This is a genomic window from Leifsonia sp. McL0607, from assembly GCF_049993355.1.
GTDB lineage: Bacteria > Actinomycetota > Actinomycetes > Actinomycetales > Microbacteriaceae > Leifsonia.
This window is the reverse complement of sequence record NZ_CP188253.1, coordinates 1,874,762-1,890,330: the sequence shown is the minus strand read 5'-3', so window position 1 is coordinate 1,890,330 and position 15,569 is coordinate 1,874,762. Positions and strand designations below refer to the sequence as shown.

Here is a 15,569-nt window from a genome sequence, read left to right as displayed (position 1 = left end):
GGTTCAGGAAGGGGTGATGACGTGCTCGAAGCCTCCGCATTCTGGGTCGAGGAACCCGGGGTCGGCGCCCTGCGACGCCAGCCCGTGCCCGACCCCGGCGACGGGGAGGTGCTGGTTCGCACCGTGTACTCGGGCGTCAGTCGCGGTACCGAGTCGACGGTGTTCGGCGGCCGCGTGCCCGAAAGCCAGCGCGACCGGATGCGGGCGCCGTTCCAGGAGGGCGACTTCCCCGGCCCGGTGAAGTACGGGTACCTGAGCGTGGGCGTCGTCGAGCAGGGGCCTCCCGACCTGGTCGGCCGTACCGTGTTCGCGCTGTTCCCGCATCAGTCGGCGTTCGTCGTCCCGGCCTCCGCCGTCGTGCCGGTGCCGGAGGGGGTTCCGCCGCGCCGCGCGGTGCTCGCGGGAGCGGTGGAGACCGCGGTGAACATCCTCTGGGACGCGGCCCCGCTCGTCGGCGACCGGATCACCGTCATCGGCGCGGGCATGGTCGGCTGCTGCGTCGCCCGGCTCGCGCAGGGCATCCCGGGCGTCGAGGTGACGCTGGTCGACATCGAGCCGTCGCGACAGCGGATCGCCGACGACCTCGGCGTGCGCTTCAGCGAGCCGGAGGCTGCACCGCGCGAGCGCGACCTCGTCGTCAACACGAGCGGGTCGCAGGCGGGGCTGCGGCTCGCGCTCGAGACAGTCGTGACCGAGGGCGCGATCATCGAGGCGAGCTGGTACGGCGACCGCGAAGTGACCCTCCCGCTCGGCGAGGACTTCCACGCGCGCCGCCTCACCATCCGCTCGAGCCAGGTCGGCACGGTGCCTCCGGCCCGTCGCGACCGCCGCAGCACCGCAGACCGGCTCACGCTGGCGCTCGAGCTGCTGCACGACGCGGCGTTCGACCGGCTGCTGACCGGTGAGTCGTCGTGGCGCGCGCTGCCGGACGTGCTCGCCCGGCTGTCCACTGGCTCGGCCGACGAACTCTGCCACACGATCGACTGGAGGGATGCCTGATGCCGTTCGCGGTCACCGTGCGCGACCACCTCATGGTGGCGCACAGCTTCACCGGGGAGGTCTTCGGGCCGGCCCAGCGTCTCCATGGCGCGACGTTCGTCGTGGATGCCACCTTCGGCGCCGATGCGCTCGACACCGACGGGGTCGTCGTCGACATCGGCCGGGCCACCGCCGTGCTGGCGGAGATCACCGGGTCGCTGACGTACCGCAACCTCGACGACGAGCCGGAGTTCGCCGGGACGAACACGACGACGGAGGTGCTCTGCCGGGTGATCGCCGACCGGCTCGCGACCCGCGCTGCGGCCGGTGACCTCGGGCGGGCGACGGGGCTGACCTCCATCGCCGTCACCCTGCACGAGTCGCACATCGCGTGGGCGAGCTACTCGAGGCCGCTGTGAACGGGGGACGGTCAGTGTTCTTCGTGGTGCCGGACGCGATCGACGACGACCAGCGCGTCAGCGGCGGGAACGTCTACGACCAGCGCGTACGCGATGGCCTGCGGGCCGACGGGTGGGAGGTGCGGATGGTGCTCGTCACCGACCGCGGCGAGGGCTGGACCGCCCGCGCGCTCGCACAGCTGCCCGAGGGCGCGCTCGTGCTCGTCGACGGTCTGCTCGCCACGCGCGAGCCGGAGGCGCTGATCGCGCACCGAGCGCGCCTGTGTCTGGTCGTGCTCGTGCACATGGTCACCGGCGAGCTCGGCGGCGATCAGGCCGCGGCCCTCCGTGCCGCACGCCTCATCATCGCAACCAGTGGCTGGACGCGGTCCGAGCTGCTGGAGCAGGACGCCGCCGATCCGCATCGCATCGTCGTCGCCCACCCTGGAGCCGGCCCGGCGCCCGTGACGGCGGCCTCCGCCTCGGGAGGCCGGCTGCTCTGCGTCGCGGCAGTCGCGCCGCACAAGGGCCAGGACCTCCTCGTGCGCGCGCTGATCGGCTTCGCCGACCGCGACGACTGGACGTGCACGATCGTGGGGTCGCTGCACGTCGACCCCGATTTCGTGGAGGCGCTGACGACCCAGGTCGACGCCGTCGGGCTGAGCGACCGGATCCGGTTCGCCGGGGTGCTCTCGGGTCGAGACCTGGAGGCCGCCTACGCCGGAGCCGATCTGATGGTCCTGCCCTCGCGCACGGAGAGCTACGGCATGGCGGTCGCGGAAGCGCTCGCGCACGGCGTCCCCGTTCTCGCGACCGCGGTCGGCGGCCTCCCCGAGGCCATCGCCGTGCCGGAGGCGGCGGTGCTCGTGCCGCCCGACGACGTGTGGGCGCTGCACGTCGTGCTGCAGCAGTGGTGGGCCGACCCGGAGCGGCGGCGGGCGCGCAGGGCCGCCGCGCTCGAGGCGCGCGCGACCGGGAGGTCGTGGCGCACGACGACATCAATCGTCGCGGCTGCGCTCGAGGCGGCGGGCGCGCAGGCCGGAGGACCAGGATTCGGGCGACCAGAGCCCGGCTGCTTTCAGGCCGGGGGGACCCAGACCGGACGAACAGAGGCCGTGCCATCGTGAGCGAGATGTGGGAGGTCAGCGTCGACTGGCTCGCGTTGCGCGAGGCGGAGGACGCTCGCGCGCGGTCGACTGCGCTCGCGGCCGCAGTTCCCGGTCTGCTCGGCGACGGCCCCCTCACCATGCACGACCTCGGCAGCGGCACGGGCTCGATGATGCGCTGGCTCGCGCCGCGCCTCCCCGGTCCGCAGACCTGGATCCTGCACGACTGGAACGCGAGTCTGACCGCGCGCGCCTCCGAGGGGCGGCCCCCGCGCGACGCGTGGGGGCAGCCGGTGGCGCTCCGCTCGCGCATCGGCGAGCTCGACCGGCTCGACGCATCCGCGTTGCGCGGTGCCTCGCTCGTGACCGCCTCCGCACTGCTCGATGTGCTGACGGCGGCCGAGGCGCACGCGATCGTCGACGCGTGCCTGGCGGCGGGCGCTCCTGTCCTCGTGTCGCTCAGCGTCACCGGCGACGTCGCGCTGACGCCGTGGGACCCGCGCGACATCCGGTTCGCTCGGGCGTTCGACGCTCACCAGCGACGGGAGGTCGCTGGGCGCCGCCTCATCGGCCGATACGGCGCCGCCCTGGTGGGCGGCCTGTTCCGGCAGGCGGGCTGGCACGTCCGCACGGCGCTCACGACCTGGCGGCTCGACCGGCGGGACCCCCTGCTTCTCGCGGAGTGGTTCGACGGCTGGGCAGAGGCCGCCATCGAACAGGACCCGCGACTGCTGCGCGAGACAGTGGGGTACCGCGAGCTGCGTTGGGCGCAACAGGCCCGCGGGGAGCTGCGTGCCTGCGTGTACCACCTCGACCTTCTGGGGTGGTCGCGATGACGCTCCGGACGGTCGAGGCGGCCGTGACGGCCGAGACGGCCGTGAGTCCAGGCGTGGCCATGGAGCCGGGCGTATCCGCGGAGCCGGGCGTATCCGAGAATCCAGGCGTGGCCATGGAGCCGGGCGTATCCGCGGAGCCGGGCGCACTCGCGATCCCGAGTGCGCCCGCGAGCACCCGGCGGGCGGCGGCCCCCACCCGCCGGGTGCTCGCCTCCCGCCGGCTGCGCGTCGGCGCGCGGACGTTCGTGGGCGTCGCGGTGCTCGTCGCGATCGTCGCGCGGGTCGGCGCCGCACCGTTCCTGCACGGCCTCCTGAGTCTCGACGTCACCGCCGTCGCCGTCTCGCTGGTGCTCTTCGCCGCCGCGACAGCAGCCGCCTCGTGGCGTTGGACGCTCATCGCCCGCCGGCTCGGCGCCTCCCTGCGCTGGCGGACGGCGGTCGGCATGTACTACCGATCGCAGCTGGTCAACACAGTGCTGCCGGGCGGGGTGATCGGGGATGTGCAGCGCGCGGTCGACCACGGCCGCGCCTCCGCGCGGGTCGGGGGGGCCGGGGTCGGGGCGGCCGCGCGCGCCGTCGCGATCGAGCGCGTGCTCGGCCAAGGGGTGCAGGTGGCGCTCTCGATCGCTGTGCTCGCGGTGATCGGGGCCGAGTTCGAGAGCGTGCTGCTTCCCGCTCTCGGCGCAGCGCTGGCCGGTGTCGTCGTCGCGGGCGTCACCGCCACGCTCGGCAGCCGCCGGGTGCGGAACGCGCTGCGCAGGGAGGTCGGCGAGCTCCGCGCCGGCCTCGGCTCGGTGCGCGTGGGCGCACAGGCCGTCGTCGCGTCCGTCGTCGTCTTCGGCTGCCACCTCGCGCTCTTCGCCGTCGCTGCGACCGCCGTCGGCGCCTCCGTGCCGCCCGACCGCCTGCTCGCACTCGCGATGGTCGTGCTGCTCGCGGCCTCCATCCCGTTCAATGTCGGCGGCTGGGGACCGCGCGAGGGCGCGGCCGGCTGGGCGTTCGCGGTGGCCGGGTTCGGTGCGGCGGCCGGAGTCTCGGCGGCCACGCTGTACGGAGTGCTCGCGTTCGTCGCGATCGTGCCGGGGGCGGTCGCCGCGTGGCTGGCGCCGCTCGTCGCCAGGAGGCGGAGCCGATGAGTGGAACACGCCCCTCCCCCGCCGATCTCCCGGTCGCCTTCGCCGCACGCGCGGAGGAGACTCGCCGTATGAGCGACCTGCCGTACGTCACCCTCAGCTGCTGCATCTCCCTCGACGGCTACCTCGACACAGCCCGGCCACCCAAACTCGCGCTGTCGAACGCCGCGGACTTCGATCGAGTGGACGAGGTGCGCGCCCGCAACGACGTCATCCTCGTCGGCGCGCGGACGGTTCGGCGCGACGACCCGCGCCTCCTGATCCGCAGCAGCGAGCGGCAGGACCGCAGGGAGGCCTCCGGGCTGTGTCGCACGCCGTGGAAGGCGACCGTGACGCTGTCGGGCGAACTCGATCCCGCGGCCCGGTTCTTCACGCTCGGCGACACCACGAAGCTCGTGTACTGCCCGCGCGGCGTCGCCGACGGCCTCCGCCGACGGCTCGGTGACCGTGCGACCGTCGTCGCCCTGGGCGAGGAGCCGACGATAGCCGCGATCCTCGCCGACTTGGGCGAGCGCGGCATCCGGCGAGTGATGGTGGAGGGCGGAGGGACGACGTTGACCGAGTTCCTCGCCGCCGACCTCGCCGACGAGTTGCAGCTCGCGATCGCGCCGTTCTTCGTCGGTGAACCCGCCGCGCCTCGGTTCGTCGGCGACGCGGACTTCCCCTGGACGACCGACCGGCGCGCCCGGCTGGTGGAGGCGCGACCGATCGAAGACGTGGTGCTGCTGCGCTACGCGCTCTCCGAGCGGTTCGTCGGTGCGCCATGACACGTCGCCCGAGGTCCAGGCTCTGGTCCGCCGTGGTGACGGCCCTGTCCGCCGTCACGGTGTTCGTCGCCGCCGCCGCACCGGGCCTCATCGACTCCGGCTCGCCGCTCGCGCTCGCCCGCCTGCCGATCGAGTGCGTCCTCGCGCTCGTGGTCCTGATCCTGCTGCCGTGGCGCTGGGCACGCCGCACCGTCGCGATCCTGCTGGCCGTGCTGCTCGTCACGGTGACGATCCTCGCCACGCTCGACCGCGTCTTCCTCGCGACGGTGGGACGGCCGTTCGACGTCGTGTCCGGCTGGTCGGAGCTCGTGAACGGCTACGGCGTCGTCCGCGACTCCGCCGGCACGGCCGCGGCACTGGCCCTCCTGGTGCTGAGCGCCCTCCTGGCGGCTGGAGCCGTCGTCGCGGTCGCGGCCTCCCTGCTCCACCTGGCGCACGTGCTCGGCCGTTGGCGACGCGCCAGCCTGATCGGGGCCTCGGCGCTCACCGCCGGCTGGCTGGTGCTGGCGCTGGTGGGCGCGCGGCTCGTCGCAGGGGAGCCCGTCGCCGCGGCGGACTCCGTCTCGGCCGCGACCTCCACCGTCGCCCAGATGGAGGTCGCCGCCCGCGACCAGGCCGTCTTCGAGCGGTCGGCCGCGAGCGACCCGTACGCTCGGCTTCCCTCCTCCGACCTCCTCACCGGCCTGAAGGGCAAGGACGTGCTCGTGGTGTTCGTCGAGAGCTACGGGCAGGTCGCCGTGCAGGGCACCGGCTTCTCTCCCGGGGTGGATGCCGTCCTCCGCCGCGGGGGCACCGAGCTCGCTGCACACGGTTTCTCGGAGCGCAGCGCCTTCCTCACCTCGTCGACGTTCGGCGGGATCAGCTGGCTGGCGCACTCCACACTGCAGACCGGTCTCTGGATCGACTCACAGCAGAAGTACGACCAGGTCACCGCGACGACGCGCTTCACCCTGAGTGACGCCTTCCGCAAAGCGGGCTGGCAGACGTTCAGCGATGTGCCGTCCGACACCCAGCGGTGGTCGATCGGGAGCTCGTTCTACCACTACGGAAAGCAGTTGAACGCCGTGAACGTCGGCTACCGTGGCCCGATCTTCAGCTACGCGCGCGTGCCCGACCAGTTCACGTTCTCGTACCTCCAGCAGCACGAACTGGCCGCACCGCACAAGCCGCTGATGGCCGAGGTCGACCTCGTGTCGTCGCACACCCCGTGGACCCCGCTGCCGCGCCTGCTGCCGTGGGACGCCATCGGCGACGGCTCGGTCTACGACCCGCAGCCCGCCGAGGGCCTCCCGCCGAGCGTGGTCTGGCAGGACCCGAAGCACGTGCAGCAGCTCTACGCGCAGTCGATCGAGTACACGTTGGGCGCACTGTTCTCCTTCTTGACCACGTTCGCCGACCCCAACCTCGTGCTCGTCGTGCTGGGCGACCACCAGCCGGCCACCGTCGTCAGCGGTGCCGGCGCGAACCACCAGGTGCCGATCAGCATCATCGCGAAGGATCCGACCGTGATCGACCGGATCGGCTCCTGGAAGTGGCAGCCCGGGATGCTGCCCTCGTCTGCCGCGCCCGTGTGGAAGATGGACGCCTTCCGTGACCGCTTCCTGGCGGCCTACGGCCCGTGAACGGCTGCCGAGGGGCACGCTCAGGCCCCTAAAACGTCCGGATACGGGCATCTACGTGCCCCTCGGCGACCGTCGGCTACGGCTCCGCAGGGAAGGAGCGGCGCGCGACGAGCACGACGACCAGGCCGGCGAGCACGAGCGCCGCACCGGCGAACGGCAGCCAGCCGAGCCCGGGGCCGGCGAGCACGGCGGCTCCCACCGCCGCTCCTGCGCCGATGCCGATGTTCGCCGTGGAGTTGACGAGCGCGCCGATCACCTCCGGAGTCGCCCCTCTGGTGCGGATCGCAGCCGTCTGGAACACGGACGCCACGCCACCGAAGCCCGCGCCCCACAGCACGGCGGCGACCAGGACGCCGGCCAGAGCGGGGAAGGTGACGCCGACCCCGATCAGGCCGAGGGTCACGGAGGAGAGCAGGATCAGCACGGTGGCGCGCGGCCGGAGGTCGAGAGTCGCGGCGGCGAACCAGGTACCGACCAGGCCCACCGCGCCCATCCCGAGCAGCACGGGGCCGACGGCCTCCGGCGCCAGACCGGTCGCCAGCAGCATCACCGACACGAACGTGTACACGGTGAACTGCCCGAGGTAGACCACGGTGTTGGTGGCGGACACGATCGCGAGTCGTGTGCGGCGCGCACCCGCACCGGCCCCCAGGTGCGCGGTTCCGCCTCCCGGGACCGACGGCAGCAGCACGGTGACGATCGCGACGGCGAAAGCGCACACCCCGGCGAGGACGCCGAACGCGGCACGCCAGCCCAAGGCGGTCCCGAGGGAGGTCGACAGCGGCACGCCCAGTACGAAGCCCGCGGAAGCGCCGGCCGTGACCAGCGCCAGTGCGCGGCCCGTGAACTCCACCCGTACCAACCGCGAGGCGTAGCCGATGCTCACCGAGAAGAACAGGGCGTGCGCGATCCCGCCGAACGCGCGACCGGCCGCCAGCACGGCGAAGTCCGGCGCGACGGCGACGACGGCGTTGCCCACGGTGTACGCGACGAGGGTGGCGACCAGCAGCCCCTTGCGCGAGAACCGCGCCGTCGAGAGCGTCAGCGGAACCGCCAGCACCGCCACCATGAACGCGTACACCGTGAGGAGCAGTCCGGCGATCGTGTCGGACACCCCGACGTCGTGACCGATGGCCGGCAGCAGCCCGACCGGCAGCATCTCGGTCGTCACGGCGAGGAACGTCGCCAGCGTCAGGGGTGGCGTCGCGCACGGTTGCGGGGGTCCAGGCCGACGCGGGAGGCATGGTTGCGATGCTAGTCCCGCCTGGCGCACTCGCCTCCGCGGCGCGATTGAACCTAACCTGGCGTTCGTTCGTGTTCCCGATGAGGCCTTCACGCTGGAGGCCCGGACCGGAAGCGGGTAGCACCATGACCGAAAGCCGACAGGGTCCCCTGTGGCTCCTGCGCATCCTCAGCGCGATCGTCCTCGCCGCCATAGGCGGCATCCACCTGTTCCTCATCTTCCACGGCGTCGGCGGTCTGCTGGGCACGCTGTTCGCGCTCAACAGCATCGCGGCAATCGTCCTGGCGGTCGGGATGCTGGTGCTGCGCGGCCCCTGGCTGCGCATCGCCACCGTCCTCTCGCTGCTCTTCCTGATCGCGAGCCTCGCCGCCCTGCTGCTCGCCCTGACGGTGGGTCTGTTCGGCATCACCGAGGTATGGAGCTTCACCCTCGTGCCCGAGACCGTCATCATCGAGGCGATCGGGATCGTGGTGCTGGGGATCACCTCGGGCGCGACGATGCGGCGGGCGCGGGTGGCGTAACGCTACTCGAGAAGTCTCAGAGTCTGCAGGCCGTGGCCCGTCACACTGACGATGTACGGGCCGCTCAAGGAGTCGGCGCGTCGGAAGATCGCCCTCTCATGGTCAAGCAGTCTGCGCGCCTTCCCCTCCCCGGTGAGCTGGCTGCTCGCGAGCGCGAAGACGCGCGCACCAGCCGCCGCGACCGCCCTCGCCTCGATCGGCCTCTTCGCGATCGCCTTGTCACCGGTGAGCAGAATCTCGCCCCCGTCGCCCACTGGCTGAACGTCGAGCGCGGCATTCCGAGCGTGTCGGCCGCCTCGCCCTGCGAGTAGAGCGGGATCGAGAGCAGTTCGTCCACGTTCGTCTCTTCTCGAATCGGCTCAATGAGAAACGCTGCTGGCCGCCGCCACCCCCGCCACCTGCGTGTTGAACGGCACGAACGGCGTGTGCAGCCGGTACCGCTCCACCTCCACGCTCGCGAAACCCGCGGCGCGCACCGCGGCCTCCAGGTCGCGTTCGCACGAGCAGCCCTCGAGGGTCCACCCCCACGGACGGCGGAGGGCGCGCTGGACGATCCGGCCCGGCGATGCCGCCTTCCGCGGCCACGCCTCACAGGGCGTCGAGGGGCACGTTGTGGCCCTTAAAACGCCCCGGAAAGGGCGTCCACGTGCCCTTCGGCGGCCTGGGGAGGGTGGCGCGGAACGGGTGACGCGCCTCCGCCCGCGAGGTGAGCCGGCAAATGACATTCGAGCATCACGCCAGCGGACTGACGCACCTCCGCTGCCCAGCGTCTCGTCGGTCTGGCGCACAATGAGCCCGGATCGGTTCTCTCCGTGTGAGGAGGCGGGGCCCGGATGAGTGGCAAGCACAGTGCGGTGCGGCGCAAGCGCACGGGCGCGCGCCCGCCGTCGTGGATCGGACGCAAGGCCCTCTCATCGATGGCCGCCGTGCTCATGACGACGAGCGCCAGCGGGACGGCGTCGCAACCCGCACTCGCCGACGCGATCGTGCCCGAACTGCACGTCCGCTCCGCGTTCTCTTCCGGGCAGGCCCTCTCGGTCCCCACCGCGATCGCCTCGACTCCGATCGCCAGGGACGCCGTGGCAGCGACATCTCAGGCGCAGCTGGACGCGGCACGCGCGCTGGCCGCGGCAGCCGCAGCGCAGGCAGCCGCAGCCCAGGCCGCCGCAGCCCAGGCCGCCGCAGCCCAGGCCGCCGCCGCGCAGGCCGCCGCGTCCGCCGCTGCGGCGACGGCGCGGCACCGCGCCGTCGCCTTCGCAGCCCCCGCGCCAGCCAGGTCTGGAGCCGCGATCGTCGCGTTCGCCGAACAGTACGTGGGTGTCGTCCCCTACTCGACGGGCGCGTCTCCGTCGGCCGGATTCGAGTGCGATGGGCTCGTCCAGTGGGTCTACGCAGCGTTCGGAGTGGCGCTGCCTCGCGGAGTGAATGAGCAAGCGTCCCGCGGGGTGGACATCTCCCGTGACCAGGTACAGGACGGGGATCTGATCGTCTACCCCGGCGCTCACATCGGGCTGGCCCATGTTCTGCCGGACGGAATCATCGACATCATCGACGCCCCCGACTGGGGCCGCACGGTCGCCGAACGCCCCTACTGGGGAGACCCCGCTTTCGTACGGATTCCGTAAGCCCCAACGGCGCCTCCGACCGCGAACCCCTCGTTCGGGCGCCCAAGTGGACAGTGGTCGCGAACGCGGGATCGACCGGTCCGTCGCCGCATCCTGGGTTGGTCCGGTTCGTCGGCGTAGCGTGGGCTCGGGCCGGTTCCCGTCGGTGTCGGCCCGGTCATCGCTTGGAGGTCCCGCATGCGCAAGATCGTGGTGTACGAGCTGCTCTCGCTCGACGGGGTGGCCGAGGACCCCGACGAGTTCATCGCCGACTGGGACGACGCAATGGATGCCGAGCTCGGCGCCGTGATCGCGTCGCAGGACGCCGTGATCCTGGGCCGGCGCAGCTACGACGAGTGGTCGCGGTTCTGGCCGGAGAGCACGATCGAGCCGTTCGCGACGTTCATCAACGGGGTCGCGAAGCACGTCGTGACGTCGTCGCCGCTCGACCGGCCGTGGGCGAACTCGCAGCCCATCGACGGCGACCCGGTCGCCTTCGCGCGGCGGCTCAAGGACGGCGATGGAGGCGACATCGGCGTGCACGCCAGCATCACGGTCGCGCGGGCGCTGCTGACCGCGGGGGTGGTCGACGAGCTGCGGCTCGTGATCGCGCCGCGGATCGTCGGCGCCGGTCGCCGGCTGCTCGACGACCTCCCGTTGAAGCGCCTGGAGACGATCCGCAACCTCACCTCCGCCTCCGGCTACCTGCTGGTTGACTACCGCATCCTCCACTGAACTTCGCCGAGGGGTCGGCGCGAGTGCGTCAGGCGGCGAGGTGGAAGGTGCTCGCGAAGCGCGACAGGAGGTCGCCTGGGCCGCGGAGCACCTCCACGACGCCCGTCTCGATGGCGCGCTCGGCGGGCAGCTCGCCCGAGATGAGCCGTCGGATGTCCGGACCCGCCGCGAATGCGAAGTCGACCGGGCCCTCGCCGCGCGTCACCGCGAGCGTCGGGCCGTCCACCCGGATGAGGAGGCCGCCCTCGCCGAAGCGGGCGCCGTACGCCGTCGACGGCAAGGCAACGGCGACCTGCGGCTGGAACGCGGTGCGGAGCGAAATCGCCATCGCATCCGGGGTGACGATCTGCTCCTCCCGCGGCTTCCCCATCGCCTTGAACCCCCACGCCCCGAGTGCGAGCACGATCGGCTCGAGCTCCCGCCCGTAGGGCGTCAGCTCGTAGAGGATGATGCGGGAGCGCGGCGCACGCCGGATTATGCCGGCCGCCTGCAACTCCTTCAGCCGCGCCGCCAGGATGTTGCTCGGGATGCGGGGAAGTCCTGCCGCGAGCTCGCCGTAGCGGCGCGGCCCGACGAGCAAGTCACGGACGATGAGCAGGGCCCAGCGCTCCCCCACCAGCTCGAGGCCGCGCGTGATGCCGTCGTACTGGCCGTAGTCTCGCGCGACCATCGGCCTCAGGCCTGCTGGTTCATATAGGCCTCGGGGCCCTGCTGCGCGGCGACCGGGTCCATCCAGCCGAACTCGAGGATGTTGCCGTCCGGGTCGGTCAGCTGACGCTGGTACATGAAGCCGTAGTCCGCCGGCTCCTTCGTCTCGGTGCCGCCCGCTGCCAGACCGTCTGCGACGGTCGAATCGACCGTTTCGCGGCTGTCGAGCATGACGGAAGTGGAGGCGGACACGTTCTTCGCCGGCTCGCCGACCGGGAGGTCGGTGAACGTCTGGAAGAACTCGCGCGTGACGATCATGAAGTAGTTGTGGTCCTCCTCGACCACGACGCAGGCGGCGTTGTGGTCGGTGAAGAGCGGGTTGATGGTGAAGCCGACCGCCGAGTAGAACGCCTTGGCGCGCTCCAGATCGGTCACCGGCAGGTTGACGAACATCGCGGTCATCGTGATTCCCCTCATGGGTTTGTCGTGTGGATGATGCCCATACTTGCAAAAAACAAGTGAGTCGTCAAGGCCATCGTCGGCTGATCCGGAGAACGCAGTCGACGCGCCGAACGCAGGTCCGCAGATCCGGAGTGTCTGGACGGGGAGGAGCCGATGTCCGGAGTTGTGTTCGCTACTCCGTCAGCCGCCGCACCGTGAGCGCCTGCTCGGCGAAGCCGACGGCACCCGCGCGGTCGTGGAGGACCGACCGGGTGACGCCGAGGCCGGTCGCGCCGAACACGACCTCCGTGTCGAGCCCGAGCCAGCCCCCGCTCGGCGCACGGTGCAGGTGGATGGTCAGGTCGACGTTCGGGAACATCCACCGGGTCGGGTGCTCGCGCACGGCGACGCCGTTGGCGGTGTCGACGAGAGTGATCCAGGCGGCCACAGGGTCGACCTCCTCACCGCGGACGAGCACGCAGCGCGACGACAGCCACGCGGTCCCGCGGCCGGCCAGCGGCGGGCGGACGGCACGCGAGTCGAGCGAGGCGACGTAGCCGCCGATCCAGTCGTCCTGCATCGACCACAGCGTCGCGGTCTCCGGCGCGGGCAGCCGCGCCGGGGCGCCGCCGGCGACTTCGACCGTCTCGAACGCCGAGAGCAGCCAGGCCCGCGCCCGTACCGCAGTGCGCCCATGGATGACGACCGTCGCTTCGACGAGCTCGATGGTGCGACCCGGCCGGATGGTCTCGACGGAGACCTCCACCTCGGAGAGGGCGAGGAACCCGAGAATGTCGAAACTGATCCGGGCGAGTTGCAGCGCCGGCCCGTCGGGGTTCGCGGCGTAGCGCAGGATCTCGTGCGTGATGAGCCCGCCCAGCGGGCTGAAGTGCATCTCGTCGTCGGCCCAAGCCCCTCCCGCGTGCGGAGTGGGGACGTACCTCCCGTCGCCGAGGGGAACGAAGTACGCGTCGGGGGTCGTCTCTGCATCCACGACTCCAACCTAGGCGTAGTCGGCGGGGAGAGACTGGGAGCATGAGCAGAGAGAAGCGGGAGCGGAAGACCAGAGCCGAAGCGCAAGCGCAAGCGCAGGCGCAAGCGCAGGCGCAGGCGCAGGCCGCGGATGCGGAGAAGGCGACCGAGAGGGACGACGGCTTCATCGACGCGAACGAGACGCTGGAGGCGGAAGAGGAGCCGGGTTAGTCGATCCAGGAGGCGACATGTTGCCCGAGAGGGTGCTCACTTCGGCGAGTATGGACCTATGGCCGACCTCGATTCCGACCCAGCCGCGCTGCTTGCTCGCGTGAACGAGGTCATGACGCCCCGACGACGCTCCTCTGACTACTGGCAGGCGAACGACTACGCGGATGACTGCAGCGACACTGTCGAACTGCTCGCCGACCGCGCGACCCGGGCAAGCCCGCAACTGATCCGGGTGATCGAACGGGCCATCACCTTGACCACACGCGCCATCATGCGGTCCGACGACTCCTCGGGCGCGCAGGGCGATGAGATCCGCACACTCCTCGACGCGCACGCCACCGCCGTGCGCACCTCCACTCCGTCGCTCACGCAGGCTGAGCAGACCCGCGTCGTGAAGTGGATCGTTGACTATCGATACGGCGGGTCCCAGGATGCGTTCGACCCGGACATCGTCGGCTACGCGGAATCGCTCAGCCCGAAGAGCCTCCACCGGTATCGGGAGGCCATCGCCGCCCTCGATCTCGGCCCCTACGGTCGGTACCCGTTGAGGCGCCTGGCCGTTCTCGATCGCGATCGGGATGCGATCGTCGGCGCCTATGGAGGTGAGCCCGCCAATGCATTCGCCGCGGAATACATCTCACGAGACCTCGACGAGGCCGGTCTTCACGACGACGCCCTGGAGTATGCCGGCATCGCCATCGCGCTCGATACGCGCGGCTGGGACCAGGGGATGGTGACGTACATCGTCGAGGACGCCTTCGCCAGGGGCGACGTAGAAACAGCGGTCACAGCGCGTCGCGACCGGTTCACACGCTTTCCCACGTCGGCGACGTTCGCGCCCCTGCGCGAGACCGCGGAACGCGCCGGAGTCTGGGGGCACGAGCGACCTGCGGCAGAGTCCCTGTTGGCCGATGGCGACGCGCCCGGCTTCGCCGCGTATCTGTTGGACGAGGGTCGAATCGATGAGGCCTGGCAATTCGCGACCGCGAAGGTCCCGATCAGCGGTAAGCACCGGCTCTGGCTCGATCTCTGCAAGCGCCGGGCGCAGACGCACCCCTCGGAGGCCCTCGCGGTCTACCGTGCGATCGTCGACGAAACACTCATCACAGCCGACCAGAAGAACTACCGCACCGCCGCGAAGCTCCTGAAGACGATGCGCTCGGTCTCTGCACGGGCCGGCTCGAACGCCGTCGCCGAGTTCGACACCTTCCTGGGCGAGACCGTCGAACGCAACCGCCGCCGGCCCACCTGCATCGACGCTTTCGTGCGCGCAGATCTCATCTCGCGGCGCTGACATCCGCGCTGCTTCGCCCGCGCGATACCCATTCCGAACGGCGTCTTTACAAGGCCCGAACATTCGCGGGCGACGCTGAAGGAGGTCGGAAGAACCTCCGACGCTCACCTCTGAACGGGAGAATCATGCCCACACGCATCACCGGCCTCGTCGTCGCCGCGGCCGCGGGAATCACCGGCCTCGCCCTGATCGGGACGCCCGCGTTCGCGGACGCCGCTTCCACGGCGACACCGACACCGACCCCGACCCCGAGCTCGACCGCTCACGCCACCCGCACGCTCGCCGAGATCCAGGCCTCCGGGGCCAAGGCGATCAGCGACCGCGAGACCAAGCTCACCGCCGCCATCGCGAAGGTCACCAGCGACACGTACCTCACGTCGAGCGACCGCTCCACGATCCTCGGCACACTGAACGCCGACCTCGTGGCGATGAAGTCGTCGGCGTCGACGATCGCCGCCGACACCACCACGACGCAGGCCACAAGCGACCTCAAGACGGTCTTGAGGAAGTACCGCGTCTACGCCGTCGCCCTCCCCCAGGCCAGGCTCGCCTCAGACGCCGACCGACTGACGGGCACGACTCTCCCCAAGCTCACGAAGGAGCAGTCCACGCTGGCCGGGCTGCTCTCCGGGAAGGACAAGGCCAAGTCGACCACGGCGCTGCAATCCGACCTGAGCGACATGAGCGCGCAGCTCTCGACAGCCTCCCACGACGCGAGCGGCCAGGCGTCGGCGGCACTCGGCGTGACGCCCAGCACCTACGACTCGAACCGTTCGGCGCTGTCGTCGGTGAAGTCGTCGCTGGAGTCCGCACGAACCGCCGCCCACAAGGCTCAGACGGACGCGAAGGCGATCAGGCAGGCACTGAAGTAGCCGGGCGGCCTCCATCCCCCGGGGTAGGGGCCTCGCCGCTGCCCCTCGGCAGGCCAGCCGGAACGATGGAGGGCGCTGGCAGCGAGGCACTGCGGACGCTCGCTGCCAGCGCCGCTGCCCACAGTAGGTGCGATGCTCCCAGGAGCACCTCAGAATCGGCGGGGCGCC

General features: G+C 71.4%; 18 protein-coding genes and 1 pseudogene. 13 read left to right on the top strand and 6 right to left on the bottom strand.

Features of this window, described 5'->3' with window-relative positions:
- The first annotated feature begins 21 nt into the window (after positions 1-21).
- The 7 genes from ACPPVW_RS09130 (at position 22) to ACPPVW_RS09100 (ending at position 6,840) form a co-directional block, all read left to right on the top strand.
- The gene (locus tag ACPPVW_RS09130) at positions 22-999 is read left to right on the top strand and encodes a dehydrogenase (RefSeq protein ID WP_426626167.1); all 978 of its coding nucleotides are present in this window, start codon (positions 22-24) and stop codon (positions 997-999) included.
- The gene (locus tag ACPPVW_RS09125) at positions 999-1,397 is read left to right on the top strand and encodes a 6-pyruvoyl trahydropterin synthase family protein (protein ID WP_426626166.1); all 399 of its coding nucleotides are present in this window, start codon (positions 999-1,001) and stop codon (positions 1,395-1,397) included. Before ACPPVW_RS09130 ends, ACPPVW_RS09125 begins: the two co-directional genes overlap by 1 nt.
- Positions 1,370-2,503 (top strand): glycosyltransferase family 4 protein, encoded by a 1,134-nt coding sequence (locus ACPPVW_RS09120; protein ID WP_426626165.1) that lies wholly within the window; start codon positions 1,370-1,372, stop codon positions 2,501-2,503. Before ACPPVW_RS09125 ends, ACPPVW_RS09120 begins: the two co-directional genes overlap by 28 nt.
- A complete protein-coding gene (locus ACPPVW_RS09115) occupies positions 2,500-3,318 on the top strand; it encodes an SAM-dependent methyltransferase (protein WP_426626164.1) in 819 nt (272 codons plus the stop codon). The genes ACPPVW_RS09120 and ACPPVW_RS09115 overlap by 4 nt, the downstream gene beginning before the upstream one ends.
- Positions 3,315-4,454, top strand: a complete 1,140-nt coding sequence (locus ACPPVW_RS09110) for a lysylphosphatidylglycerol synthase transmembrane domain-containing protein (RefSeq protein ID WP_426626163.1) — start codon at positions 3,315-3,317, stop codon at positions 4,452-4,454. The genes ACPPVW_RS09115 and ACPPVW_RS09110 overlap by 4 nt, the downstream gene beginning before the upstream one ends.
- A gap of 68 nt (positions 4,455-4,522) precedes the next feature.
- Positions 4,523-5,218 carry a RibD family protein gene (locus ACPPVW_RS09105; protein ID WP_426626162.1) on the top strand — a complete coding sequence of 232 codons (696 nt, stop codon included), beginning with the start codon at positions 4,523-4,525 and terminating at the stop codon, positions 5,216-5,218.
- 32 nt (positions 5,219-5,250) lie between these two features.
- On the top strand, positions 5,251-6,840 hold the full coding sequence (locus ACPPVW_RS09100; protein ID WP_426626161.1) for a CDP-alcohol phosphatidyltransferase: 1,590 nt from the start codon (positions 5,251-5,253) through the stop codon (positions 6,838-6,840).
- Positions 6,841-6,916: 76 nt separating this feature from the next.
- Here the strand turns inward: ACPPVW_RS09100 and ACPPVW_RS09095 are convergent, their stop codons facing one another.
- Positions 6,917-8,113 carry an MFS transporter gene (locus tag ACPPVW_RS09095; RefSeq protein WP_426626160.1) on the bottom strand — a complete coding sequence of 399 codons (1,197 nt, stop codon included), beginning with the start codon at positions 8,111-8,113 and terminating at the stop codon, positions 6,917-6,919.
- A gap of 95 nt (positions 8,114-8,208) precedes the next feature.
- On the opposite strand from ACPPVW_RS09095, the gene ACPPVW_RS09090 reads away from it, so the two are divergent.
- Positions 8,209-8,604, top strand: a complete 396-nt coding sequence (locus ACPPVW_RS09090; protein ID WP_426626159.1) for a hypothetical protein — start codon at positions 8,209-8,211, stop codon at positions 8,602-8,604.
- A gap of 2 nt (positions 8,605-8,606) precedes the next feature.
- On the opposite strand, the gene ACPPVW_RS09085 is transcribed toward ACPPVW_RS09090, so the two are convergent.
- Positions 8,607-8,858: a hypothetical protein gene (locus ACPPVW_RS09085; RefSeq protein ID WP_426626359.1), complete on the bottom strand. Its 252-nt coding sequence runs from the start codon at positions 8,856-8,858 to the stop codon at positions 8,607-8,609.
- Positions 8,859-8,878: 20 nt separating this feature from the next.
- Positions 8,879-8,941, bottom strand: a pseudogene (locus tag ACPPVW_RS09080) (hypothetical protein); the annotation flags it as partial.
- Between the two features lie 496 nt (positions 8,942-9,437).
- On the opposite strand from ACPPVW_RS09080, the gene ACPPVW_RS09075 reads away from it, so the two are divergent.
- Together ACPPVW_RS09075 and ACPPVW_RS09070 are read left to right on the top strand one after the other, a co-directional pair.
- Entirely contained in the window at positions 9,438-10,229 is a 792-nt protein-coding gene (locus tag ACPPVW_RS09075; RefSeq protein WP_426626158.1) for a C40 family peptidase, read from the top strand.
- Between the two features lie 177 nt (positions 10,230-10,406).
- Positions 10,407-10,943, top strand: a complete 537-nt coding sequence (locus ACPPVW_RS09070; protein WP_426626157.1) for a dihydrofolate reductase family protein — start codon at positions 10,407-10,409, stop codon at positions 10,941-10,943.
- 28 nt (positions 10,944-10,971) lie between these two features.
- Here ACPPVW_RS09070 and ACPPVW_RS09065 read toward each other — a convergent pair whose 3' ends face one another.
- The 3 genes from ACPPVW_RS09065 to ACPPVW_RS09055 form a co-directional block, all read right to left on the bottom strand.
- Positions 10,972-11,613, bottom strand: a complete 642-nt coding sequence (locus tag ACPPVW_RS09065) for a winged helix-turn-helix transcriptional regulator (RefSeq protein WP_426626156.1) — start codon at positions 11,611-11,613, stop codon at positions 10,972-10,974.
- Positions 11,614-11,618: 5 nt separating this feature from the next.
- Positions 11,619-12,053 carry a VOC family protein gene (locus ACPPVW_RS09060; RefSeq protein ID WP_426626155.1) on the bottom strand — a complete coding sequence of 145 codons (435 nt, stop codon included), beginning with the start codon at positions 12,051-12,053 and terminating at the stop codon, positions 11,619-11,621.
- Positions 12,054-12,225: 172 nt separating this feature from the next.
- Positions 12,226-13,026 carry a thioesterase family protein gene (locus tag ACPPVW_RS09055; protein ID WP_426626154.1) on the bottom strand — a complete coding sequence of 267 codons (801 nt, stop codon included), beginning with the start codon at positions 13,024-13,026 and terminating at the stop codon, positions 12,226-12,228.
- A 41-nt stretch (positions 13,027-13,067) separates the two neighbouring features.
- Here ACPPVW_RS09055 and ACPPVW_RS09050 point away from each other — a divergent pair, with 41 nt between their 5' ends.
- The 3 genes from ACPPVW_RS09050 (at position 13,068) to ACPPVW_RS09040 (ending at position 15,401) form a co-directional block, all read left to right on the top strand.
- The gene (locus ACPPVW_RS09050; RefSeq protein WP_426626153.1) at positions 13,068-13,235 is read left to right on the top strand and encodes a hypothetical protein; all 168 of its coding nucleotides are present in this window, start codon (positions 13,068-13,070) and stop codon (positions 13,233-13,235) included.
- Positions 13,236-13,293: 58 nt separating this feature from the next.
- Positions 13,294-14,529 carry a hypothetical protein gene (locus ACPPVW_RS09045; RefSeq protein ID WP_426626152.1) on the top strand — a complete coding sequence of 412 codons (1,236 nt, stop codon included), beginning with the start codon at positions 13,294-13,296 and terminating at the stop codon, positions 14,527-14,529.
- Positions 14,530-14,654: 125 nt separating this feature from the next.
- Entirely contained in the window at positions 14,655-15,401 is a 747-nt protein-coding gene (locus ACPPVW_RS09040; RefSeq protein ID WP_426626151.1) for a hypothetical protein, read from the top strand.
- The last annotated feature ends 168 nt before the right edge of the window (positions 15,402-15,569 follow it).

Excerpts from the sequence above, each read along its gene's own strand:
- ACPPVW_RS09075 (WP_426626158.1), top strand. The coding sequence starts at position 9,438 with ATGAGTGGCAAGCACAGTGCGGTGCGGCGCAAGCGCACGGGCGCGCGC.
- ACPPVW_RS09125 (WP_426626166.1), top strand. The coding sequence starts at position 999 with ATGCCGTTCGCGGTCACCGTGCGCGACCACCTCATGGTGGCGCACAGC.
- ACPPVW_RS09065 (WP_426626156.1), bottom strand. The coding sequence starts at position 11,613 with ATGGTCGCGCGAGACTACGGCCAGTACGACGGCATCACGCGCGGCCTC.
- ACPPVW_RS09070 (WP_426626157.1), top strand. The coding sequence starts at position 10,407 with ATGCGCAAGATCGTGGTGTACGAGCTGCTCTCGCTCGACGGGGTGGCC.
- ACPPVW_RS09110 (WP_426626163.1), top strand. The coding sequence starts at position 3,315 with ATGACGCTCCGGACGGTCGAGGCGGCCGTGACGGCCGAGACGGCCGTG.
- ACPPVW_RS09090 (WP_426626159.1), top strand. The coding sequence starts at position 8,209 with ATGACCGAAAGCCGACAGGGTCCCCTGTGGCTCCTGCGCATCCTCAGC.
- ACPPVW_RS09050 (WP_426626153.1), top strand. The coding sequence starts at position 13,068 with ATGAGCAGAGAGAAGCGGGAGCGGAAGACCAGAGCCGAAGCGCAAGCG.
- ACPPVW_RS09045 (WP_426626152.1), top strand. The coding sequence starts at position 13,294 with ATGGCCGACCTCGATTCCGACCCAGCCGCGCTGCTTGCTCGCGTGAAC.
- ACPPVW_RS09105 (WP_426626162.1), top strand. The coding sequence starts at position 4,523 with ATGAGCGACCTGCCGTACGTCACCCTCAGCTGCTGCATCTCCCTCGAC.
- ACPPVW_RS09060 (WP_426626155.1), bottom strand. The coding sequence starts at position 12,053 with ATGACCGCGATGTTCGTCAACCTGCCGGTGACCGATCTGGAGCGCGCC.
- ACPPVW_RS09040 (WP_426626151.1), top strand. The coding sequence starts at position 14,655 with ATGCCCACACGCATCACCGGCCTCGTCGTCGCCGCGGCCGCGGGAATC.